Genomic DNA, 24,225 nt, shown 5'->3' on the forward strand with positions numbered 1-24,225 from the left:
CTTCGCTGGTCACACCAGCGTAAATTGCAAATGCTCATCCGTACTGCGTCCCTCATCGTAAGCGAAGCCCTCCCACGTAAACGCCTTCAAGTCTTCGGGATTTTCAATGCGATTTTTAATAATATAGCGCAACATTTCTCCGCGGCACATCTTGGCATATATCACAATTGTCTTCAGCTGCCCGTCTTTCCATACCTGAAATTCGGGAGTAATGACACGGACTTCTTCTTCTACTCGCTTCCAGTCGAACAAATCTCTCATCTCACCACTGGCAAGATTAACGAGTATGCCACCCTGCCGTTTGATATCCGCTATAAAATAATCCGTTAGCAAAGGTTTCCAGTAATCAAACATAGTCACCCCTCCCCTTTCGGGCAGGCGTACATCTCCTTCCAGACGATAAGGTTTTATCCCGTCCAGCGGACGAAGCAGTCCGTACAGAAAGGAAGTGATGCGCATGTGTTCTTGAGCATAACGAAAATCATCTTCGGAAAAATCTTTCGGTACTATACGCTTGAACACCGCACCGGTATAGGCACAGATAGCGGGCATCGCAGAATTTGCCTCCGAAAAGAAATCCTGATAGCGCAGATAATTCTCAGCGGCAATCTTGGAATTTATACGTAGCAGACATTCCAGGTCAGCAGCTGAAAATTGCCCCATATCCAAGGCATTCTGTACTGCTTCCGCCTGAAAATGCGGAACGGTTATTTCAGGGACTCCTACAGATATACGTGCCGTCATCGTTTTGGCACAAGAGATGAATGTCAACATATCACGTTCAAAGTTTTTTGGGAAACAAAGATAATGCAAATCGAATGCAGAACTTTCATATTCGTATGAAAAAGTTTTGCGCAAAGTTTTTCCGCATAATCGTCCTCTATTTCCATACTTTTTCGTACTTTTACGCCTTGTTGGAAAAATATAGGCTTTTCCCGAGAGAAACGAAACCTGTTCCAACCACGAGACTGAAAAAAGGAAAAAACAATATATAAAATGACTCACAAATGGAATTATCAACCCATTACACCCGAACAGGTAGAGACAAGCCAAAAGTTGGCCCAAGAATTAGGGATTAGCCCGATTCTTAGCGGATTATTGGTGCAGCGGGGAATAACGAAGGCACAGGATGCCAAGAAGTTTTTCCGCCCGCAATTGCCCGACTTGCACGACCCATTCCTGATGAAAGACATGGATGTGGCCGTGGAACGCCTTAATAAGGCAATGGGAAAGAAAGAGCGTATTCTGATTTATGGTGACTATGATGTAGACGGTACTACTGCAGTGGCATTGGTCTACAAGTTTATTCAACAGTTCTATTCGAACATTGACTATTACATCCCCGACCGCTACAACGAAGGCTACGGGGTATCTACCAAAGGGGTAGACTATGCCGCGGAAACCGGTGTAGGATTGATTATCGTACTGGATTGCGGCATCAAAGCTGTAGAGGAGATCACCTATGCCAAAGAAAAAGGCATTGACTTCATCATCTGCGACCATCATGTGCCCGACGATGTACTTCCACCTGCCGCCGCTATCCTGAACGCCAAGCGTTTAGATAATACGTATCCTTACGAGCACCTTTCCGGTTGCGGCGTAGGCTTTAAATTTATGCAGGCATTTGCCATCAGCAATGGCATTGAGTTCCATCACCTCATTCCACTGCTCGACTTGGTTGCCGTAAGCATCGCCTCGGACATTGTTCCCATCATGGGAGAAAACCGGATACTTGCTTTCCATGGATTGAAGCAATTGAACAGTAATCCCAGTGTAGGCTTGAAAGCGATCATCGACGTATGCGGACTGACGGAAAAGGATATTACCGTCAGCGACATCGTGTTCAAGATAGGCCCACGCATCAATGCCTCCGGACGTATCCAAAACGGAAAAGAAGCTGTCGACCTGCTGACAGAGAAAGATTTCTCCATGGCTTTGGAAAAAGCCAATCAAATCAATCAATACAATGAAACCCGGAAAGACCTCGATAAGACCATGACCGAGGAAGCCAACCAGATTGTAGCTGACCTGGAAGGACTGGCAGACCGCCGCTCCATCGTGTTATACAACGAGGATTGGCACAAAGGTGTTATCGGTATCGTTGCCTCCCGCCTGACGGAGATTTATTATCGCCCCGCGGTAGTACTGACCCGTACGGATGATATGGCAACAGGTTCCGCCCGTTCCGTATCTGGTTTTGACGTGTATAAGGCGATTGAATATTGTCGTGATCTGCTGGAAAATTTCGGTGGCCATACCTATGCAGCCGGTCTTTCGATGAAAGTGGAGAATGTTCCCGCCTTTACCGAACGCTTCGAGGAATTCGTTTCACAGAACATCCTACCGGAACAGACAAGTGCAGTCATAAATATTGATGCAGAGATAGATTTCAGGGATATTTCTCCGAAATTTTTTAGTGACCTGAAGAAGTTCAATCCTTATGGTCCGGATAATCCGAAGCCGATATTCTGCACACATAATGTTTATGATTACGGCACTAGTAAAGTAGTGGGACGCGATCAGGAACATATCAAGCTGGAACTGGTAGACAACAAATCGAATAATGTAATGAACGGCATTGCCTTCGGACAAAGTTCACATGTACGTTTCATCAAAACCAAGCGTTCGTTTGATATCTGCTACACCATTGAAGAGAATACCCATAAACGGGGCGAGGTACAGTTGCAGATAGAGGATATTCAACCTAATTAAATGAAGAATGAAGAATTACCATACGGATAATAGCATAGCTAATTCTTCATTCTTCGTTTTTCACTCTTCACTTCTATGTATAAGGAAATCTTAAAGCAATACTGGGGATATGACAACTTCCGAGGCATACAGGAAGACATCATCAATAGTATTGGCGAAGGCAGAGACACCTTGGGACTGATGCCTACGGGCGGTGGAAAGTCCATCACATTCCAGGTGCCTGCACTTGCCAGAGAGGGACTTTGCATAGTTATCACTCCCCTGATTTCTCTGATGAAAGACCAAGTGCAGAACCTGAAAAAAAGAGGAATCAAAGCACTTGCCATCTACTCCGGAATGTCCCGGCAAGAGATTATCGTCACACTGGAAAACTGTATTTTCGGCAATTACAAATTCTTGTATATATCGCCCGAACGGTTGGATACGGAAATCTTCCGCACCAAGCTACGGAAAATGAACGTCAGTATGATAACCGTTGACGAGAGCCATTGCATATCACAATGGGGATATGATTTCCGTCCTGCCTATCTGAAAATAGCCGAAATACGTGATCTCCTACCCGGTGTCCCTGTGCTGGCACTGACTGCAACCGCTACCCCGGAAGTCGTGAAGGATATCCAGGCACGGCTGTGCTTCCGGCAAGAAAATGTTTTCCGTATGAGTTTCGAACGGAAGAACCTTGCCTACATAGTCCGCAAAACAGAAAATAAGACCGGAGAACTTCTTCACATCCTGCGCCGTATGCCGGGTAGCGCCATTATTTATGTACGCAATCGTCGGCGAACCAAAGAAATCACCGAACTTTTAATTAACGAAGAGATTACCGCCGACTTCTACCACGCCGGTCTGGATGATGCCACCAAGGATATACGTCAGCATCGCTGGCAAACAGGCGAGAGTCGTGTAATGGTTGCTACCAACGCTTTCGGCATGGGGATCGACAAGCCCGATGTACGTATCGTAATCCACCTCGATTTACCGGACTCTCCCGAAGCCTATTTCCAGGAAGCAGGACGTGCAGGACGTGACGGCAACAAAGCGTATGCCGTAATACTCTATGCCAAATCGGACAAAGTCACCCTTCATAAACGTATCCCGGACACCTTTCCGGAGAAAGACTACATCAAACAGGTGTACGAACATCTGCAATATTATTACCAAATGGCAATGGGAGACGGTTTGGGATGTATCAGAGAGTTCAATCTGGAAGACTTTTGCCGGAAGTTCAAATACTTCCCTGTGCCTGCCGACAGTGCATTGAAGATTCTGACGCAAGCAGGATATCTGGAATATACCGACGAACAGGACAATGCCTCCCGCCTTTATTTCACTGTGCGCCGTGATGAACTATATAAATTACGCGAACTGGGAGAGGATATGGATAAACTTATCCAAATCGTTCTGCGCTCTTACACTGGAGTATTCACGGATTACACTTTTATCAACGAGAATTCACTTGCCGTACGTAGCGGATTAACGCGACAACGGGTGTACGACTTGCTGATACGCCTATCCAAGATGCGTATCATCGACTATATCCCACATAAAAAAACACCTTATATCATATACACACGCGAACGCGTAGACAGGCAACATCTGCAAATCTCCCGCAGTATATACGAGGAGCGTAAGGAACGCTATGAAGCCCGCATTCAAGCAATGGTAGATTATGTAACGACCGAAACCGTTTGCCGCAGCCGTATGCTTCTACGGTATTTCGGTGAGAAGAATGAACATAACTGCGGAATATGCGATGTCTGCCTCAGCCACCGTGCCGAAACTCCCGAGCTTTCCCCCCAACAAATAAAAGAAGAAATTAAAGAATTGCTTCGCAAGCAACCTCTGACACCTGCCGATATTGCCTCACAAATAGAAGCAGACAAAGAAATCATCTCTCAATGCATCCGGGAGTTGCTGGAAGAAGGAGATCTGAAGACGGTGAACGGCATCATAAGCCTGAGGGCATAAGAAAGGGCGTACAGTAAATTGCACGCCCTTCTCCTTATATATCAATAAGAATTATTCCGTTACTGTCGGTTTCTCAATACCTTCGTTGGTTGCGCGTTCTTCCATACGCTGGATACGGGCATCCAAATCAGGATGAGTAGAGAACAGTTGATTCAGCTTACTACTTTTCTGTGCACCGGCTTCTTCCTGCAATTTCTTCAACTTCTGGAAAGACAAAGCCATCGCCCAAGGGTTCTTGCCATGACTCTTCAAGAACTCGTAGCCGTAATCGTCGGCACTGCGTTCCTGCTTCTGTGAGTAAGTGGAGTTCACCAAAGCTTCACCCAAATCGCCCAACTGAGAATCTGTCAGTTTAGCAGCCGTACCGCCTTGCGAAGAAATACCGTCTTTCAAGGCAGAAGTCAGCAATGCTGTGCGGAAGCCATTCTTAGAGTCCTTGTGTGCCACATGCCCCACTTCGTGACCGATAACACCAAGCAATTCATCGTCACTCATAATGTCCATCAAAGAAGAAAAGATACGTACACTACCATCTGCACACGCAAAGGCATTGACGTCTATCACATAATAAACTTTAAAATTCAAGGGAATTCCTTCCACATCCGTCAAGCCGTCAGTCAGCTTCTTCAAGCGGATAGTGTACTCATTGTCGTCCGCACACACCTGATTGTGAGTATCCATCCAGTCGATGTATTCTTTCACATACTCCGTCATTTGAGCATCTGTTAAAGTCACCGCTTTAACGGCTTTTACTGCACCTTTCAATGCTTTCACATTAAACTGAGCCATTGCAGGCATTGTCACAGCCATGCATACGAGAAGAAGGGCCCACTTCATAAGAGTCTTTTTCATTCTTGTGTTTTTAGAAGATGATTATTTTTATTTTGATAAATGTGGCGCAAAAGAACAAATTTTAAATGATACCATCAACATATTAGGAGATGTTTTTCTCTTTTTCGACAAAGTTCTTGGTATAAAGACTAATTTTTTATGCAAACCCAAACTGTTTCTAAATAATATCATACCTTATGAGGGTTTGTTCTCGCCAAATTCCAACAATTGCTATTGTGTCGATGCATGCACCGAATTCGAAGGCGAAAGAGCCGCCGGATTTATAAAAGTATATCAAGTCTCATACGACGAATTCCAATTCATGTTCGGTTTATGATCGGATCAGGTACGGTAATTCGTTTTTCATTGATTTTTTCTTTTTATTCGTATATTCCGGAGAATTTCTTTAAGTTTGCAAAAGAATAGAAACAAAATATCAAAGACATACATAATTATGGGATTCTTTAAATCTTTCTTCTCCGGCAAACAAGACAAGCCGGAAACTGAAAAACAGAAAAACGAGCAGAAGAACTTTGAAATTTTCAAGTATGACGGCATGCGTGCACAGCGCATGGGACGTCCGGACTACGCCATTAAATGTTTCACCGAAGCCTTGGCCATCCAGGATGACTTTGAAACCATGAGTTATCTGAGCCAGGTTTACACCCAGACAAATGCCCTCAGCGAAGCACATGAGCTTTTGGAACGTATGGCGAAACTGGAACCGGAACATACTTCCACCTTCCTCACCCTTGCCAATGTATGCTACCTGCAAGAAGATTATCAGGCCATGACCGAAGCCGCACAGAAAGCTATTGAAATAGAAGAAGGCAACGCCATGGCGCACTATCTTCTGGGAAGGGCCAAGCAAGGAATGGATGATGGCATTATGAGCATCGCCCACCTCACCAAAGCCATCGTTCTGAAAGATGATTTCACCGAAGCACGCCTCCTACGTGCCGAAGCATTAACCAAGATGAAGCAGTATAATGAAGCCATGGAGGACATTGACGCTATATTGGCACAAGATGCAGATGACGAAAGCACCCTCTTGCTACGCGGCAAAATCAAAGAAGCCACCGGTGACGCCGGAGCGGCAGAAGCCGATTATTGTCACGTGACTGAACTGAATCCCTTCAATGAGCAAGGTTTCCTCTATCTGGGACAACTCTATATTGAGCAAAAGAAACTTCCGGAAGCTATCGCCCTCTTTGATGAAGCTATTGAACTGAACCCTAATTTTGCGCAAGCCTACCACGAACGCGGACGTGCCAAGTTGCTGAATGGCGACAAAGATGGTTCGGTTGAGGACACAAAGATAGCATTGGAACTAAATCCGAAAGAAGTTCAAGCCTTCAACGGACAATATGGCAACCAGTCTAACGAAAGACAACCGAATGTACTAGGACTATAGGTTCCACCTTAATTATATAAGCAAGTCAATAAAATGAAGCTTCAAATAAAAAAAAGATCGTTTTTTGTTTGCATATAAAAGAAAAGTATTACTTTTGCCACGAATTAAGAATCAAAAAGAAAACGAAAGTATGAATTTGTTTACTTATGCATATTACTTCTTTTTTTACTTTTACTTTAGCCAGAAAGTAGAGCGGGAGTTTGTATGTATCAAGTGACAGTGATGCTTAAGAACTGAGTAGAGAACTAAAGTAATATACTTAAATCCCGCTCCATTGTATGGAAGCGGGATTTTTTTTTAAAGAAACAGTATGAAGAAAATAGCCATTCAAGGAACATTAGGGTCGTATCACGACATCGCCGCACACAAGTACTTCGAAGGAGAAGAAATAGAGTTAATCTGTTGCGCTACTTTTGAGGACGTGTTTGCAGCCGTGAAGAAGGACAGCAAGACCATAGGAATGTTGGCGATAGAGAATACCATTGCAGGCAGCCTGTTGCACAACAATGAGTTGCTGCGGCAAAGCGGCACACAAATCATAGGCGAATACAAACTACGCATATCACACAGCTTTGTCTGCCTGCCCGATGAGGACTGGAACGATCTGACGGAAGTCAACTCCCACCCCATCGCACTGATGCAATGCCGCGAGTTCCTTGCCCAGCACCCGAAAATGAAAGTAGTGGAAGCGGAAGACACCGCCCTCAGCGCCGAAATCATCAAGCGGGAGAACCTGAAAGGACACGCCGCCATCTGCTCCAAAGCCGCTGCCGAGCGTTACGGCATGAAGGTGTTGCAGGAAGGCATCGAAACAAACAAGCACAACTTCACCCGTTTTCTGGTAGTTGCCGACCCTTGGCAGGTGGACGAGATACACCGCCATCCACACCCGGAAACCAACAAGGCAAGCATGGTATTCACACTGCCCCACACAGAAGGGAGCCTCTCGCAAGTGCTGTCCATCCTTTCATTCTACAGCATCAACCTGACCAAGATACAGTCGCTGCCCATCATCGGGCGGGAATGGGAATACCAATTTTACGTAGACGTCGTTTTCGACAACATACTGAGATATAAACAATCCATCGCGGCCATCACACCGCTAACCAAAGAACTTAAAATATTAGGCGAATATGCAGACGGAAAATCAAACATCTAAGATCAAGCCCGCCGACCGGTTGGCCAGCGTGAGCGAATACTACTTCTCCAAGAAGTTGAAAGAGGTGGCACAAATGAATGCCGAAGGAAAAGACGTAATCAGCCTCGGAATCGGCAGCCCCGACATGCCTCCCTCGGAAGCAACCATACAAACCTTATGTCGCGAAGCACAAAACCCAGATGGACATGGCTATATGCCTTATGTCGGTATCCCCGAACTTCGCCGCAGCTTTGCCACCTGGTATAAGAAATGGTACGGCGTGGAGTTGAATCCCAATACTGAAATACAACCGCTCATCGGCTCGAAAGAAGGTATCCTGCACGTCACACTCGCTTTCGTCAATCCGGGCGAACAGGTATTGGTTCCCAATCCGGGCTACCCCACTTACACCTCACTGAGCAAGATACTGGGCGCGGAAGTCATCAACTACAACCTGAAAGAGGAAAACGGCTGGATGCCCGACTTCGACGAACTGGAAAAGATGGATATGAGCCGCGTAAAGTTGATGTGGACCAACTATCCGAACATGCCGACCGGAGCCAACGCCACCCCGGAACTTTATGCAAAACTGGTGGACTTCGCACACCGTAAGGACATCGTAATTGTAAACGATAACCCGTACAGCTTCATCCTGAACGACCACCCCCTCAGCATCCTCAGCGTACCGGGTGCCAAGGAGTGTTGCATCGAGTTCAACTCCATGAGCAAGAGCCACAATATGCCGGGCTGGCGTATCGGTATGCTGGCAAGCAACGCTGACTTTGTGCAATGGATATTGAAAGTGAAGAGCAACATTGACAGCGGTATGTTCCGCGCCATGCAACTGGCAGCCGCCAACGCCTTGGAAGCCGAACAGGAATGGTACGACGGAAATAACAAGAACTACCGCAACCGCCGCCATCTGGCAGGAGAAATCATGCACGCACTGGGATGTACGTATGACGAAAAACAGGTGGGTATGTTCCTTTGGGGGAAAATTCCCGATAGCTGCGCCGACGTGGAAGAACTGACTGAAACGGTGTTGCACAACGCACGCGTGTTCATCACTCCGGGATTCATCTTCGGAAGTAACGGAAAACGGTATATCCGCATCTCGCTTTGCTGCAAAGACCATAAATTGGAAGAGGCACTGAAACGCATCAGGGAGATGAAGTAATATGTTTACAAAAAAGAAGTCCTGTAACACAAGCCACTCACCGTTTAAAAAAACGTGCCCGACGTTTTTAAAGAATAAGGGCAACGTTTGAAAAAAACGAGGCCTGTATTTATTAACACGTTTGAAAGGCTTTATCAACGGGGGTTGTAGAGGGTTCAGGAGATACAGAGAAATATCTATACAATAAAAATATAATTGAACAAAAATAAAAGAATATGGAACTTGAATTAGAATCGATTTTGCTGCCGGGTATTGAGGACAAACGTCCCATGGTAATTGCAGGTCCTTGCAGCGCCGAGACAGAAGAACAAGTAATGTGCACCGCCAAGCAACTGGCCGAAAAGGGAATGAAGATATTCCGTGCAGGAATCTGGAAACCGCGTACCAAACCGGGTGGTTTCGAAGGTGTAGGCGTAGACGGTCTAGCATGGCTGAAAGAGGTGAAGAAAGAAACCGGTATGTACGTGGCTACCGAAGTAGCCACTTCGAAGCATGTATACGAGTGTCTGAAAGCAGGTATCGATATCCTTTGGATTGGCGCACGCACCACTGCCAACCCGTTTGCCATGCAGGAAATTGCCGATGCACTGAAGGGTGTGGATATTCCTGTGTTTGTGAAAAACCCGGTAAACCCGGATCTGGAACTCTGGATCGGTGCCCTAGAGCGTATCAACAATGCCGGTCTGAAACGTCTGGCAGCCATCCACCGCGGTTTCAGCAGCTACGACAAGAAGTTGTACCGCAACCTGCCGCAATGGCATATCCCCATCGAGTTGCGTCGCCGCATCCCCAACCTGCCGATTATCTGCGACCCCAGCCATATAGGCGGAAAACGCGAACTGATAGCTCCGCTTTGTCAGCAGGCAATGGATCTCGGCTTCAACGGTCTGATTATCGAAAGCCACTGCAACCCGGATTGTGCATGGAGCGATGCTTCGCAGCAAGTGACTCCGGACGTACTGGATTACATCCTGAACCTGCTCGTCATTCGTAAGGAGACACAGACTACGGAGAACCTCAGCGAACTGCGCAAACAGATTGACGAGTGCGACAACAACCTGATGCAGGAACTTGCCAAGCGTATGCGTGTGGCACGTGAAATCGGTACGTTCAAGAAAGAGCACGATATGACGATCCTGCAAACGGAACGTTACAATGAAATTCTGGACAAACGCGGTTCACAAGGCGTGCTCCTTGGCGTGGATTCCGAATTTATCAAGAAGGTATTCGAGCTGATACACGAGGAGAGTGTGAGGCAACAAATGGAAATAATTAATAAGTGACAAGCTACAGGCTACGAGTAGCTGCGCCATCATACCGCAGGACACTCGTAGCTTGTAACTCGTAACTTGTAGCTAATAACATTAGATTTATGCGTATTTTAATACTCGGAGCCGGCAAGATGGGCTCTTTCTTTACAGATATTCTAAGTTTCCAACATGAAACGGCAGTGTTCGACGTGAATCCGCACCAGCTGCGTTTTGTCTACAACACGTATCGTTTCACCACGCTGGAAGAGATAAAGGACTTCGAACCGGAGTTGGTAATCAATGCCGCCACGGTGAAATATACATTGGATGCATTCCGCAAGGTGCTGCCCGTGCTGCCCAAGGATTGTATCATCAGTGATATCGCCTCGGTGAAGACAGGATTGAAGAAATTCTATGAGGAAAGTGGTTTCCGTTATGTATCGTCGCATCCGATGTTTGGCCCTACATTTGCCAGCCTTAGTAATCTGAGCAGCGAGAATGCTATCATCATCAGTGAAGGTGACCACCTGGGAAAAATTTTCTTCAAGGACCTTTACCAGACGCTCCGCCTCAATATCTTCGAATATACTTTCGATGAGCATGATGAGACGGTAGCTTATTCTCTGTCTATTCCTTTTGTCTCTACGTTTGTTTTTGCAGCGGTGATGAAGCATCAGGAGGCTCCGGGTACTACGTTCAAGAAGCACATGGCTATTGCTAAGGGTTTACTGAGTGAGGATGATTACTTGCTTCAGGAAATTCTTTTCAACCCGCGCACTCCCTCGCAAGTGGAAAATATTCGTCTGGAGCTGAAGAATTTGCTGGAAATTATCAGTACGAAGGATGCGGAAGGAATGAAGCAGTATCTGACGAAGATTAGGGAAAAGATAAAATAGATAGGTGAGATTAAGGGATTGAAGAGAGGAGGGGTACGAAAAAGGAAATGGGGCTTCTCTCTTCAATTTGTTAATAAAGAGAGGTGATGATATTTAGGATTAGGTAGGGGCATACTTATTTCTAAAATTATTGAAAATAGTCAAATATTGGCAGGAATGATATGAAATTCTCGTATACTACTCTATTTGAATTATTGTAAATGACTCTGTGTTTGTTTTGCTAGAACCATATTGTAACTGACTTCTATTTAAGTAGAACCATTGGAAACAGTCATTAACTTTGAAGAATCGCTACAATTGCTGTTGTGGTCTGCTTTCATTTAAGTATCTTTGAACCATTGGAAACAGTCCTGGTTCAGAGGCTGTAAATTAAACTGTGTCAGCAAAGAAAAGAAATAAAATATTAACTTTGCTAACACAGTTTTTTTGTATGAAAGAAGAATTTGATTTTGAGAGTATCAAGAACAAGGCCATTGAACAGCTAAAAGCTGGCAAGCCTTTGTTAGGTAAAGATGGTGCTTTTGCTCCTTTATTGGAAAGTATCTTGAATGCAGCCTTGGAAGGTGAGATGGACGCACATCTTACAGATGAAGAACGCCAATTTGGTAATCGCCGTAATGGTAAAATGCAGAAGCAGGTCCAGACTCCATTGGGCGAGGTCACAGTCTCTACCCCTCGTGACCGTAATTCAAGTTTTGAACCCCAGTTTATCAAGAAACGCGAGACTATTCTTGCTGAAGGGGTTGCAGACCGTATAATTGGTCTTTATGCCCTTGGAAACAGCACCCGGGAAATCAGTGATTGGATGGAAGAAAATCTTGGGAATCGTGTTTCTGCAGATACAATCAGCGCCATTACCGACCGTGTACTTCCGGAAATAAAGGCATGGAAATCCCGTATGCTGGATTCAGTGTATCCAATAGTCTGGATGGATGCCATTCACTATAAAGTGATAGATGAACGCGGTTGTGCAGTATCCCGTGCAATCTATAATGTATTAGGTATTAACAAGGACGGTCACAAAGAGCTTCTCGGTATGTATATATCTAAAAATGAAGGTACCAACTTCTGGCTTAGCGTTCTGACAGATCTTCAGAATCGTGGAGTGGAAGATATTCTCATAGCCAGTATAGATGGTTTGAAAGGTTTTCCTGAAGCCATTCAAAGTGTTTATCCCAACACTGCCGTACAGCTTTGTATACTACATCAGATACGTAATTCCATCAAGTATGTAGGCTCCAAAAATCAGAAGGAATTCCTTAAGGATTTAAAATGCGTCTAACAGGCTGTAAATAAAGAATCTGCAGAGAATGAACTTCTTAAACTGGATGGAAAATGGGGTGAACAATATCCTATCGTTATCAGGTCCTGGCAGGAGAACTGGGATAAGCTGTCTGAATACTTCCAATATACTCCGGCAATACGTAAACTTATATATACCACAAATACCGTTGAAGGTTATCACAGACAGATCCGTAAGGTAACAAAAAGCAAGTGTGTGTTCCCATCGGATACAGCCCTTGAAAAACTGGTTTATCTTGCATACCGTAACATACGGAAGAAGTGGACCATGCCACTGGCTAACTGGGATACAATCTCACAACAATTAGCCATAAAGTTTGGAGAGCGATTTAATTTATTGTAATTTTACGCTCGTCGGGACGGGGGCCCGCCCCTTGGCGCTTGGCCGTTCCCCGACCGATGAGTTTTATAGAGAAAAATAATGCGTGACACAGTTTATTTTACACTACCCATGGTCAGTTCATTATACTGGTTAAGGGGTTGTGGTCTGCTTTCATTTTAAGTATCTTTGAACCATTGGAAACAGTTTTTGCTCTCCGTGTAGGACTTGAACCTACGTTGTGGTCTGCTTTCATTTAAGTATCTTTGAACCATTGGAAACAGTTCCACGTCGTGGACGCTTTTAAAGGAAACGGTTGTGGTCTGCTTTCATTTAAGTATCTTTGAACCATTGGAAACAGTCTTCAGCTTTTCTTCAGCACCCTGAATCAAGTTGTGGTCTGCTTTCATTTAAGTATCTTTGAACCATTGGAAACAGTTAAAACTGGTTAAATAATCAGCAGCAACAAGTTGTGGTCTGCTTTCATTTAAGTATCTTTGAACCATTGGAAACAGTATATTCCATATTAATCACTGGTATCCAATACATTATCTATAGTTTTAGAATTGCAAAAACAAAACTGTTTTCAATTAAAAATCCCGCATTTAAGCGGGATTTTCTTTTTCTAAAAAAGTTCTAATTGTTGACCAGGGGTATTTATATCCAAAGACTTTTTCCCATAAAATAACTCTATACTCCCAAATTGCTTATCTGTAATACACATAATTCCAACCTGCCCATACTCAGGCAAGAAAGACTTAACTCTTTTTACATGAACCTCCGCATTCTCACTACTTGCACAATGACGAACATAAATAGAAAACTGAAACATAGTAAAGCCATCTTTCTGCAGATTTTTCTTAAAATCTACATATGCCTTCTTATCCTTCTTTGTGTCAGTAGGCAAATCAAATAATACAAGTACCCACATAATACGATATTCACTAAATCGGTTCATCTCACATTTCCGGATATATTATTCTACGTAGTTCACCACTAAAGCATTTATATAGAGATGCAGTAGTCTGTCCCACTGCAACCATCAAAGGACTGCGTTTGCCTGAGATAGCAACTTCTAATGTAGGAATAGTAAGTAACCGAGCTTTTAAACCTTTTGTCAATTCATCACAATTCATCCCCTCTTGCAATATCTTATAGACCAACTCATCAACATAAGGTCGATATGGCTCCATAATATCGTCAGCTAAACAATAAGCATTGTATCTATTATGATGATGTATGCCTAATGTAGGTAAAAGTCCACTGGCAACTAATCCACGCGCAACAACAGCCCTAAGAATCGCATATCCATAATTTAGCAAATTATTAGGTGAAATCCCTTCTCTGTCTCTTGTAAATCCCTTTATCTTAAACAAGTTTTTCCAATAATAGGCAGCTGCACGTGCTTCCAGATTATCAGAATCTCCACTTTTCACATCAGCAGCCCATATAGCCATACACTTTACTTCTTCACCTGCACATTTTTTCAATACAGCTGCTTGATTTTCAATCTTTATTCTTATAGTCTGTTGCCACAACTGCTTTGTCAAAGGAAGAGAAGCATCCAACTGTTGACGAAACCGTTCATTTTGTGTGGTATTTCCATATAAAGGAAGCATTAAACCAACCGGCATACTCTTGCTGTCGCAAGTTATGATAGCACAATTGTTTTCAAGTAACGCTTCTAATACTCCCGAAGTAATAGTTATCTGCTTATTATCCAGCACTACTACACCAAGATCCTCTATTGGTTTAGTTATCTCTGACTGTTGTTTGAAACCTTTAGGTAAAACGTCGCTCTTCACAACCTCCGGTAACTTGATTACTAACTGTGCATTCTTCAAAGATAAATAAACAGGATTACCAAAATAAAGCGTTTTTTTAATCATAGTATTCTGTTTTTAAGTTACTTATTCACTATCCGCTTCAAAAGGCAATTAAAGCTATTCTTCATCTAAAAAGACTTGAAGAGATGTATCTAACCTCACTTTACTCAAGTCTTTTCCTTTTCCCATCCTCTACCATCATTTAACTGAGATACAATTTACCCCCGGTCAAAGTCAAAATTTCATTCAGAGATTGTATATAGACACACTATCAGTTAACGCCTCTACTATATCAACAAATGAGAAACTGCTTCTCTACATTTCATACAAAACAGATTTTCATTTTCGGAAGAATTCAATATTGCTCATTAGTCGTTTTTAAATGTTATTAAACCATCTGGAGAAATATAAAAATCAATATCTTCTAGAAGATAATTTGTAGCATTAACACTCTGTCTAATTTTATCCGGAAGTTCATTAAATGATTTTATAGACTCTCCTCTTCCTAATTCACTGTCAGACTTTGCACATATATGTTTCTTAAGTATAATTCTATAAGGGCTCTCAAATCCACTAATAACATATAATCGATCTGACAATTTATCATTAGACATCTCTATTATGCTTTCAAGTTCATCATCATTTTTATAAAGGATTACTTGTTTGCCTGCTTGTAAAACTGCGACTAAATAGTATTTTTCTTTTTTCTTATCATCTTCCAATACTTCTGCTATGTTATAACCATATCTCCTATTCTCAGTTATATCAAACAGGTTTATTACTTCATACCGTACTTTTGTTTTATCTGCATTGCAATATTTACACATTGCATATAAATCACCGACTTCAGCATAATAAGATTGTTTGTATTCCTTATCAGATAGATATGATTGTCGTTTAATGGATAAAGGTTTCTTTACAGAGGTATAACATCTTATATGTCTGATTTTATTCACTTTATATCCATCTCTATTCAGCATATAAAAACCGTCATCACATGCCTCTTTGAAAGATTTTCCATCACATTGCTGCTTAATTATATTAAATAAACCCTCATCAACAATAGACAGATGCAAATCATCTAAATCTTTAAAGCCCTTATCTGTAGGTGTTTTCTTATATTTCAATTCCCTACGAATAACATACGAAATATCTTCATATGAAGTTAGATAATCTTTTTCACCTTTCTTTTTGGATTGTTTAATAGCACCATAGAAAGAATCCCCATGCAGCTTTCCTCTAATGCAATCCCCTTTTATCCAATGTTTTGGCATTTTATATCCATCCTTATCCATACAAATTTGTCCATCTTCATCTCTCTGCCAAATAACTTTCCCTCTTGTCCGCATTTTACGTTTTGCCGGTACTAAAGTCTGATCTTTTGAAATATGATTAATTAAAATATTCTCCTCTATATAGTCAGGTAAAGAAGAAATGTTCCCAATTTGACAAGAGCGAATTTCTTTTTGCAATTCTTTCTCCCAATATTCAGTATTGAAATTAAGTTTCTTTTCTTCTTGTATCTTATAAAAAAGCTCCAAGATCTTATCCCGTTTAGCTGCTACAGGTATCAACGAAAGAATTGTAGCATCAATGGCGTGATGTGAATGTTTATTGCGGTCTTTTTTTTCATCAGCAGACTGTACACCAAGCATCTTACGAAAATCAGCAGTTACCAAACCTTTCTGGACTTCGACCTTACTAAATACAGATTTTAAATAGTGATATGCATACTTAGTAATCAGCCTTGTGTCATTCAGTTGACTATGTTTAAAGCCGCTGGTCACTTCTGTCATGGTGAAACGCGACAATTTATCTTGCCAGTAATCTAATTCCATCTGCCACAAATGCTTCTGCCGAATGGCCTTATCTTTTGCATCTTTAGTCTGAGCCTGTTTTGATTTCTGTCTCCAAAACTCTACATTATTTTTCAGTTGTTCCACTTTCTTTTTCCAAGGTTGCAAACGATGTTCTATTTCTTCATAGTTGGGCAATTCTGTCGGTATGCAATTCTTTTTTATATGACGATTGTAATAAGCATCGCATACGGTCAAATTCGCTAATGAGCTATCAAAAGACTTACTTCTGGGTATAGTATGCTCAAAATCTGTCTTATTTTCATCAAATAACTCGGAAATACTAATTGTTTTACCTGTATAGATACATTGCATCCCTTGCTCTAACCACAAACGATATTTAGCCACATCTTTCTTATATAAAAAATCAGTTGCTTTTCCCACTGCTTTCTTTTTCTTATTGTTTGTATCATCTCCACTTTCTACTTCATATCTGTCTTTATTAAACAAGTATTCAGGATTCTGCTCAATAAGCAAACGTGCTTTATCTATATCATCATTATTTTTCTCTTCACCTTTTAACTCTTTGATTGCTTCAAGAATCGCTTTATTCTCCTTTTCTCTTTCACGCTGATATTCTTCAATTGCCCATCGCATGTTGGCATCGTTCAAATCGCGTGCAGTTTCAACGACAATTCGCGTATCTTCTTCAACAAGACCCTCTTTGATGAAATAATTGATGAAATTACGTAATTGATGTAAAGTCCGCATAGCCATTGGGTTCTTAAACGCACCAATTACCGGATTTGCCAATAATTTTTTCGACAGCATAACACCATCATATTCAAATTCTTGTTCATTAGCCGGTTTATAAAATTCAACCATTGACGGATGATATAATTTATTCAACTTCTTACAAGCAGCACAACGGCACTGTAAACCAGTTTGAGATTCAACAAAACTATTAGCGCAGTAGAACTCAGGAAAATTGTTAGACAGATACAATTTTATAGTATCTCCCAGTTTTGGTAGCCGAAAATAATCGCGCTTGGATGTGAAAAAGAATTGCTGATACATCCTTTCAACATCTTTTAGAACCTTATCTTTCATTTCTTGTGTTTCCTTTTCCCATGATTTTTGCCCAAATGCTTCAATCGTATATTTCTCAATATCTTCCTTATCTGAGTCATCTAATTGATACTCTATATTTTTGTAGGCAAACTGTTCTGCATATTCTAGTGATTTATAGGCAGAAATCAGATTATTAACAATATTCAAAATACGTTTTTCTTCTCGGTTTTGGTTTATCCATCCATTAATAGCTCCCAATATACTCTTTTCGTTATCCGCCCATTGCTTTTCTCCTAAAATCTCAGGCATTTTACCAAGTAGTGCAGCTTCTGTATAAATATGACCTTTATATAAAGGATTATCTCTCTTCGGCACTAAGAACCTATTTATATTACGAATAGCCTTTAGACTTAACATTGCATACCCTTGAGGAATGGCTATCCAAAGATTTAGAAACTGTTTTACTTGTTTATCGTCGAATTTCAATGATTTGGCAAATTCTGATACAGCCTCTTCATCATCATACGAAAAACAGACATGCCATATATCTTCCATCATATAGGAAACAACATGCTCTTTACCATTTTTATTTTTTCGTATTTTATCTGATTGTTGCTTGTATTCTTCCCATTTCTCACCTAAAAGAGCCTTCATTCTTCCGGAAATAGGACAACCAGTAACATTCGTTCTATCGCTATAATTAATGGTTCTCTTCTCTTTAGACAAATGGTAATCTTGCAATAATCCAATCTCTTTTTCAATCCACTTACGAATAGCTTCGAACTTAAAACTAGGCTTTGCCTGAAGGAACTTATCATTATAAAGTTTTAGTTTCTGTTCAGCAGTAAGATTCAGCCATTCATCTTCAGTAGTCCTTCGATATTGAATATTATTAATGAATGCAAATGCACGAAACTTTTCAAATTCAGGATGACTAATTGGACAGCGAGACTTTGCAGGTTCTAACGTACATTTTCCCACCAATCCTTTTTGAGAGCGCAAGGGACGCTTGTAAAAAATGCACCCATCTTTTCTGTCGCTATATATACGTTTGAAGAAATCTCCATCTATGTCCAAACCATTTTGAAACTCAAATATATATTTTATCTCTTCTTTATATTGAGAACGCACAGCCTGATATTTACTTGCCCGCACACGAACACCTTCTCTCTCCAATTGGGCAAAGGCACAACCTACAGTATGCAGAGCATTCTCTTCCATATAACTAGCCAAATCCTTAGACTTCCTTTCTTCTGACTTTTTTAATGAAACAGATTCTAAACTCATTTCATTTGCTATATCATCTTTTACAGCATCTTCCTGTTCTTTTAAAGTCTCCCCTTTACTGCTTTTAAAACCGCGCCGTTGAGCTATATGATATAAAGCACGTCCCAGTTTAAAACGGTTGATCTCTTGCGAGAAATCCAGTTGTACGATTGCCAACTCTTCCCGCAACTGATAAGGACTTGAATAATCCGATTTCCCATCACCATCAAAATCCAATCGCACCCATTGTTCAAAATTAGCAGCATCAACCGGGTATCGGCGTTTCAAATTCCTTGCCTTATCATAGACTCTCCATCTATCCAAATCTTCAATAGACAATGGGCAAAAACCAAATTCAATAAGAGTTGCAAGTGTTTCCCAAATACGATATCTCCGAGCTTGGTAAAGCCGTCTCGAAGCACGGTGTTTTGTCCGTTCTGCAGCATACGAAAATTCTCCAGTTTTACTGTTCCCAACTCCTTTTTGAAAGATAATGGAACCAAACCTCACCAATTGTTCCGTAATGTTTGTTCCTTTGTCTGTGTCACGTAGACTATAGCCGATAGAAGCTGTACCTAAATCAAGTCCTAAAACTCTTGCCATATATTTTTCTCTTTTTATTTTGTTATTATCTTATTCTTTTTTATCTTTGTAGTCAAGATACTTAAAGTGAAAGACTTTTCACAATAAGGCTATAAGCCGAAGACATCTTAGCTCTGCGTATTCCGTAGAGCTTTTATTTTTCTTCAAAGTTACAATTTTCCTGTTCCCAGCAAAATTTTTCTCACTTTATTATACTTATCCCTATAAAGAAAAAACTTTTCTTTATTCAATTCCGTATAAATCCTGTTTAGATATAACCTTGTTACACTAAAATGAAGCAAATCACAATAAGGATTATTCCGTTGTGAAAACATTAGGTTCCCTCGTCCTCAACGAGGGATTTTTTTTATCTTTGCATTCGCAAAAACAATTATCCAATGATAGACCAACCTACCATAGACAGAATTCTGGATGCCGCACAGATTGTAGACATTGTATCGGACTTCGTTACGTTGCGCAAGCGAGGTGTGAATTATGTAGGCTTGTGTCCGTTCCATGATGACAAGACGCCATCTTTCTACGTGTCGCCTTCCAAAGGGTTGTGCAAATGCTTTTCCTGCGGTAAGGGTGGCAATGCGGTGCACTTCATTATGGAGCACGAGCAGATGAGTTACCCCGAAGCTCTGAAATATCTGGCAAAGAAATACGGTATCGAAATCAAGGAGCGCGAACTGTCCAGCGAAGAGAAGCTGATGCAGAGCGAGCGTGAAAGCCTGTTCATCGTGAACAACTTTGCACGTGATTACTTCCAAAATATACTTAAAAACCATGTGGACGGACGTAGCATTGGTATGGCATACTTCCGCAATCGTGGTTTCCGGGATGATATCATCGAAAAGTTCCAGTTAGGCTATTGCACAGAAAGTCACGATGCCATGGCTCAAGAAGCCATCAAGAAGGGATTCAAGAAAGAATATCTTGTCAAGACAGGGCTTTGCTACGAAACGGACGATCACCGCTTACGTGACCGCTTTTGGGGACGCGTTATTTTTCCGGTACACACACTTTCCGGTAAGGTGGTCGCTTTCGGCGGGCGCGTGCTTAGCAGTGCGACGAAGGGAGTCAAGGTAAAATATGTCAATTCTCCCGAATCGGAAATCTATCATAAGAGTAATGAGTTGTATGGCATTTATTTTGCCAAACAGGCGATTGTAAAACAAGACCGCTGCTTCTTGGTGGAAGGATACACGGACGTTATTTCCATGCATCAGTCAGGTGTCGAGAATGTGGTAGCTTCTTCGGGTACGGCACTGACTCCGGGGCAAATTAAGCTCATTCACCGCTTCACCAATAACATTACGGTACTCTATGACGGTGACGTGGCAGGTATCAAGGCTTCTCTCCGCGGTATCGACATGCTGCTGGAAGAAGGAATGAATATCAAGGTTTGCCTACTTCCCGACGGGGAAGATCCGGACTCCTTCGCCCGCAAGCACAATGCTACAGAATTCCAGAAATTCATACAATATAATGAAACAGACTTTATACGTTTCAAAACCAATCTTCTACTGGAAGATGCAGGAAAAGATCCCATCAAGCGTGCTGAGTTAATCGGTAATCTTGTACAAAGTATATCTATTATTCCTGAGGCAATCGTCCGCGATGTATATATTAAAGAATGTAGCCAGCTGCTTCGTGTAGAAGACAAGCTGCTGGTTTCGGAAGTTGCCAAACGACGCGAAACGCAGGCTGAGAAGCAGGCGGAACAAAGAAACCGGGAAACAAGAAAGAATAATGCAGCCCGCGACGCTGCACAAGCACCGCTTCCCGACGGTATGCAACCACCCTACCCTGAAGACATGCCTCCTTATCCCATGGATGGAGAAATACCTGACGGTGGTGCACCGCTCCCAGCGGAAGCTGCCGAATACGTATCTTATATCCCGCAGGAAGGGAAAGAAGGACAGGAATTCTACAAATACGAGCGCCTTATCTTGCAAATGGTAGTACGCTACGGAGAGAAAGTATTGTGCAACGTTCCCGATGAGGAAGGGAAAGAAATTCCTATTACGGTAACGGAATACGTAGTCAATGACTTGAAGGAGGACGAACTGGCTTTCCACAACCCGCTGCACAGGCAGATGTTGACGGAAGCGGCAGAGCATATACACAATGAAGGCTTCACTGCAGAACGGTATTTCCTGGCGCATCCCAACCCTATCATCAGCAAACTAAGTACAGAGTTGATTGCAGACCGTTACCAACTGAGCAAATATCATTCCAAAGCCCAAAGGTTAGTGACCGACGAGGAACGCCTATTTGAATTGGTACCTACACTCATGATTAATTTCAAGTTCGCCATCATCAGTGAAGAAATGAAACACATGATGTATGCCCTACAAGACCCTGCCGTAGCCAATGATGAAGAACAATGTACCTCTATCATGAAACGCTACTCAGAACTGCGTGAGATCAAAAGTATTATGGCCAAACGACTGGGAGACAGAGTTGTACTCGGTTAAATCACCTTACTCCTAATGAGAACGATAGTTTCCTTATGCAGAAACGACAGTTCCCCCTAATGGGAACGACAGTTTCCTCATACAGAAACGATAGTTTCCCCCTAAAGGGAACGCGCGTTTCCTTTAATGGGTACGACAGTCCCCCTTCATGGGAACTGCAGTTTCCTTTCATGAAATAAGGTCTGGGATTGTTATGTGAATGAATTCTGACGAATGAGGTTCATAAACTCTTCACGAGTCTTTGCCTGATTGAAACCACCTGTAAAATCAGAAGTGGTCGTTATGGAATTCTGTTTTTCAACTCCACGCATCTGCATACACATGTGCTTGGCTTCCACAACCACCATTACGCCCAGGGGATTCAGTGTTTCCTGGATGCATTCTTTAATCTGGAGCGTCATGCGTTCCTGCACCTGAAGACGGTGGGAGAAGATATCCACTACACGGGCAATCTTGCTCAGCCCCGTAATGTAACCGTTGGGGATATAGGCCACATGTGCTTTTCCGTAGAACGGAAGCATGTGGTGTTCGCAAAGTGAGAAGAAATCAATGTCTTTCACAATCACCATCTGACTGTATTCTTCCTTGAACTTGGCAGAGCGGAGCACTTCGTGCGGGTCCATGAAATAGCCTTTTGTCAAACTCAGCATAGCTTTCGCTACGCGTTCGGGGGTTTTCAGTAGTCCTTCGCGTTCGGCATCTTCGCCCAATAAAGTTATAATACGCTGATAGTGTTCTTTCAGTTCATCCAGTGCAGGAGATACGATTTCTTCTTTTCCTAACATATATTTGAGTTTTTAAGTTTCCGAGTTTCAGTACAACTCAAAAACTGAACAACTTATAAACTTAAAGCGGTATGTTTATCTGCTCTTTCACAATAGAAACTTCTTTGAATACGCCTGTAGCACGCAACTGGCGCATCATGGCATCCGCTTCTTCAATACTGCGGAAGTCTCCTACACGGCACAGCCAGCGGGGAGAGTGGAAAGAGGTATAAACAGAAAGCTCCGGGAAATATTCTTTGATTCGTGAGCCCACTGAGTGAGCTTCATTCTTGGCTCTACTGGTATTGTTTCCGGCATACACCTGTACGCGGTAACCCTGACTTTTAAGCACTCTGTTTTCCGTTCCATTGGGGATATATTCCTGACCTATCAAGGCCTCGATGCGGGCATCCTGATGGATGGTTACCTTACCCTGTCCCGGCACATTGCGTTCCAGACTCTTCACAATGTTATTCTGCGCCGAAGCAAAAGCGGCGAAAGCAAAGCATGCAATTAAAAGTAAACCAAGCTTCTTCATAATGAATAATAAAATAATAGACGATTGATAATATGATTATAGAGACTGATAACCGACAAACGGCACTTCACCGGTTATCAATTATCAGTCTTCCATTATCTATTAGTTAAAAGCATCAATGATACCTTTGAAGTCTGCTGCCTTCAGAGCTGCACCACCGATCAAGCCACCATCAACGTCAGGATTAGCGAACAATTCCTTTGCGTTAGACGGTTTAGCGCTACCACCGTAAAGGATAGAACAGTTGTCAGCAACTTCCTTACCATACTTGTCAGCAATCAGTGAACGGATGAAAGCGTGGATTTCCTGAGCCTGGTCGGGAGTAGCAGTTTTACCTGTACCGATAGCCCAAACCGGTTCGTAAGCCAATACGATCTTAGAGAAATCTTCAGCAGACAGAGAGAATACAGAAGCCAACTGAGCGGCAACTACTTCATTCTGCTTGTTAGCCTCGCGTTCTTCCAGCACCTCACCGATACAGAAGATCGGAGTCAGGCCGTTAGCCAAAGCCAATTTTACTTTTTCTTCCAGGATGGCAACTGTTTCGCCATAGTAAGCACGACGTTCTGAGTGACCCAGGATTACATATTTAGCACCTGTAGAAGCAACCATAGCAGCTGAAACTTCACCAGTGTAAGCACCTGATTCTTTGTCAGCACAGTTTTCAGCACCTACGCCAATCTTAGCGGGGTCTACCAACGGAGTAACCGATGCCAGATGGATAAAAGGAGTACAGATGATTACATCACAGTTAGGCTTTTCGTTAGCCAATACTTCATTCAGTTCTTTTGCAAGAGCAATACCCTCCTGAAGGGTTTTGTTCATTTTCCAGTTTCCTGCAACAATGTTTTTTCTCATTTTGTTTTTTATTTATTAAAAGGGTTAATGTATT

The 24,225-nt window shown here is 42.4% G+C and carries 16 protein-coding genes, 1 pseudogene and 1 CRISPR repeat array; of the genes and pseudogenes, 9 read left to right on the forward strand and 8 right to left on the reverse strand.

The window, feature by feature from the left end:
- Positions 1-9: 9 nt before the first annotated feature.
- Positions 10-774 (reverse strand): peroxide stress protein YaaA, encoded by a 765-nt coding sequence (yaaA, locus tag DW182_RS18505; RefSeq protein WP_118296456.1) that lies wholly within the window; start codon positions 772-774, stop codon positions 10-12.
- 222 nt (positions 775-996) lie between these two features.
- On the opposite strand from yaaA, the gene recJ reads away from it, so the two are divergent.
- Both recJ and DW182_RS18515 read left to right on the forward strand, forming a co-directional pair.
- Entirely contained in the window at positions 997-2,712 is a 1,716-nt protein-coding gene (recJ, locus tag DW182_RS18510) for a single-stranded-DNA-specific exonuclease RecJ (RefSeq protein WP_117693863.1), read from the forward strand.
- Between the two features lie 75 nt (positions 2,713-2,787).
- Entirely contained in the window at positions 2,788-4,680 is a 1,893-nt protein-coding gene (locus DW182_RS18515; protein WP_118296457.1) for an ATP-dependent DNA helicase RecQ, read from the forward strand.
- Positions 4,681-4,731: 51 nt separating this feature from the next.
- On the opposite strand, the gene DW182_RS18520 is transcribed toward DW182_RS18515, so the two are convergent.
- The gene (locus DW182_RS18520; RefSeq protein WP_118296458.1) at positions 4,732-5,532 is read right to left on the reverse strand and encodes a M48 family metallopeptidase; all 801 of its coding nucleotides are present in this window, start codon (positions 5,530-5,532) and stop codon (positions 4,732-4,734) included.
- Positions 5,533-5,965: 433 nt separating this feature from the next.
- On the opposite strand from DW182_RS18520, the gene DW182_RS18530 reads away from it, so the two are divergent.
- From DW182_RS18530 to DW182_RS18555, 6 genes and pseudogenes are all read left to right on the forward strand, one after another.
- A complete protein-coding gene (locus DW182_RS18530; RefSeq protein ID WP_118296460.1) occupies positions 5,966-6,925 on the forward strand; it encodes a tetratricopeptide repeat protein in 960 nt (319 codons plus the stop codon).
- A gap of 310 nt (positions 6,926-7,235) precedes the next feature.
- Positions 7,236-8,084 (forward strand): prephenate dehydratase, encoded by an 849-nt coding sequence (locus DW182_RS18535; RefSeq protein ID WP_118296461.1) that lies wholly within the window; start codon positions 7,236-7,238, stop codon positions 8,082-8,084.
- A complete protein-coding gene (locus DW182_RS18540; RefSeq protein ID WP_118296462.1) occupies positions 8,059-9,240 on the forward strand; it encodes a pyridoxal phosphate-dependent aminotransferase in 1,182 nt (393 codons plus the stop codon). The genes DW182_RS18535 and DW182_RS18540 overlap by 26 nt, the downstream gene beginning before the upstream one ends.
- Before the next feature lie 215 nt (positions 9,241-9,455).
- On the forward strand, positions 9,456-10,523 hold the full coding sequence (locus tag DW182_RS18545; protein WP_118296463.1) for a bifunctional 3-deoxy-7-phosphoheptulonate synthase/chorismate mutase type II: 1,068 nt from the start codon (positions 9,456-9,458) through the stop codon (positions 10,521-10,523).
- Between the two features lie 89 nt (positions 10,524-10,612).
- Entirely contained in the window at positions 10,613-11,386 is a 774-nt protein-coding gene (locus tag DW182_RS18550) for a prephenate dehydrogenase/arogenate dehydrogenase family protein (RefSeq protein ID WP_007659729.1), read from the forward strand.
- 430 nt (positions 11,387-11,816) lie between these two features.
- Positions 11,817-13,031: pseudogene (locus tag DW182_RS18555) on the forward strand (IS256 family transposase).
- A gap of 136 nt (positions 13,032-13,167) precedes the next feature.
- Positions 13,168-13,523: a CRISPR direct-repeat array (repeat unit 47 nt; unit sequence GTTGTGGTCTGCTTTCATTTAAGTATCTTTGAACCATTGGAAACAGT).
- Between the two features lie 109 nt (positions 13,524-13,632).
- On the opposite strand, the gene cas2 reads toward DW182_RS18555, so the two are convergent.
- The 3 genes from cas2 to cas9 form a co-directional block, all read right to left on the reverse strand.
- Positions 13,633-13,965, reverse strand: coding sequence for a CRISPR-associated endonuclease Cas2 (gene cas2, locus DW182_RS18560; protein ID WP_118296464.1), 333 nt, complete (start codon positions 13,963-13,965; stop codon positions 13,633-13,635).
- 1 nt (position 13,966) lies between these two features.
- Positions 13,967-14,896 carry a type II CRISPR-associated endonuclease Cas1 gene (gene cas1 / locus DW182_RS18565; RefSeq protein WP_118296465.1) on the reverse strand — a complete coding sequence of 310 codons (930 nt, stop codon included), beginning with the start codon at positions 14,894-14,896 and terminating at the stop codon, positions 13,967-13,969.
- Between the two features lie 305 nt (positions 14,897-15,201).
- Positions 15,202-19,569 (reverse strand): type II CRISPR RNA-guided endonuclease Cas9, encoded by a 4,368-nt coding sequence (gene cas9, locus DW182_RS18570; protein WP_118296466.1) that lies wholly within the window; start codon positions 19,567-19,569, stop codon positions 15,202-15,204.
- Between the two features lie 377 nt (positions 19,570-19,946).
- Between cas9 and dnaG the strand changes: the two genes are divergently transcribed.
- Positions 19,947-22,031: a DNA primase gene (dnaG, locus tag DW182_RS18575; protein ID WP_118296467.1), complete on the forward strand. Its 2,085-nt coding sequence runs from the start codon at positions 19,947-19,949 to the stop codon at positions 22,029-22,031.
- A gap of 191 nt (positions 22,032-22,222) precedes the next feature.
- On the opposite strand, the gene folE is transcribed toward dnaG, so the two are convergent.
- The 3 genes from folE to tpiA form a co-directional block, all read right to left on the reverse strand.
- A complete protein-coding gene (gene folE / locus DW182_RS18580; protein ID WP_118296468.1) occupies positions 22,223-22,816 on the reverse strand; it encodes a GTP cyclohydrolase I FolE in 594 nt (197 codons plus the stop codon).
- Between the two features lie 61 nt (positions 22,817-22,877).
- Entirely contained in the window at positions 22,878-23,333 is a 456-nt protein-coding gene (locus DW182_RS18585) for an SPOR domain-containing protein (protein WP_007659727.1), read from the reverse strand.
- 102 nt (positions 23,334-23,435) lie between these two features.
- A complete protein-coding gene (gene tpiA, locus DW182_RS22595) occupies positions 23,436-24,191 on the reverse strand; it encodes a triose-phosphate isomerase (protein WP_007659726.1) in 756 nt (251 codons plus the stop codon).
- Between the last annotated feature and the right edge of the window lie 34 nt (positions 24,192-24,225).

It is taken from the genome of Bacteroides sp. AM16-24 (genome assembly GCF_003471885.1).
GTDB lineage: Bacteria > Bacteroidota > Bacteroidia > Bacteroidales > Bacteroidaceae > Bacteroides.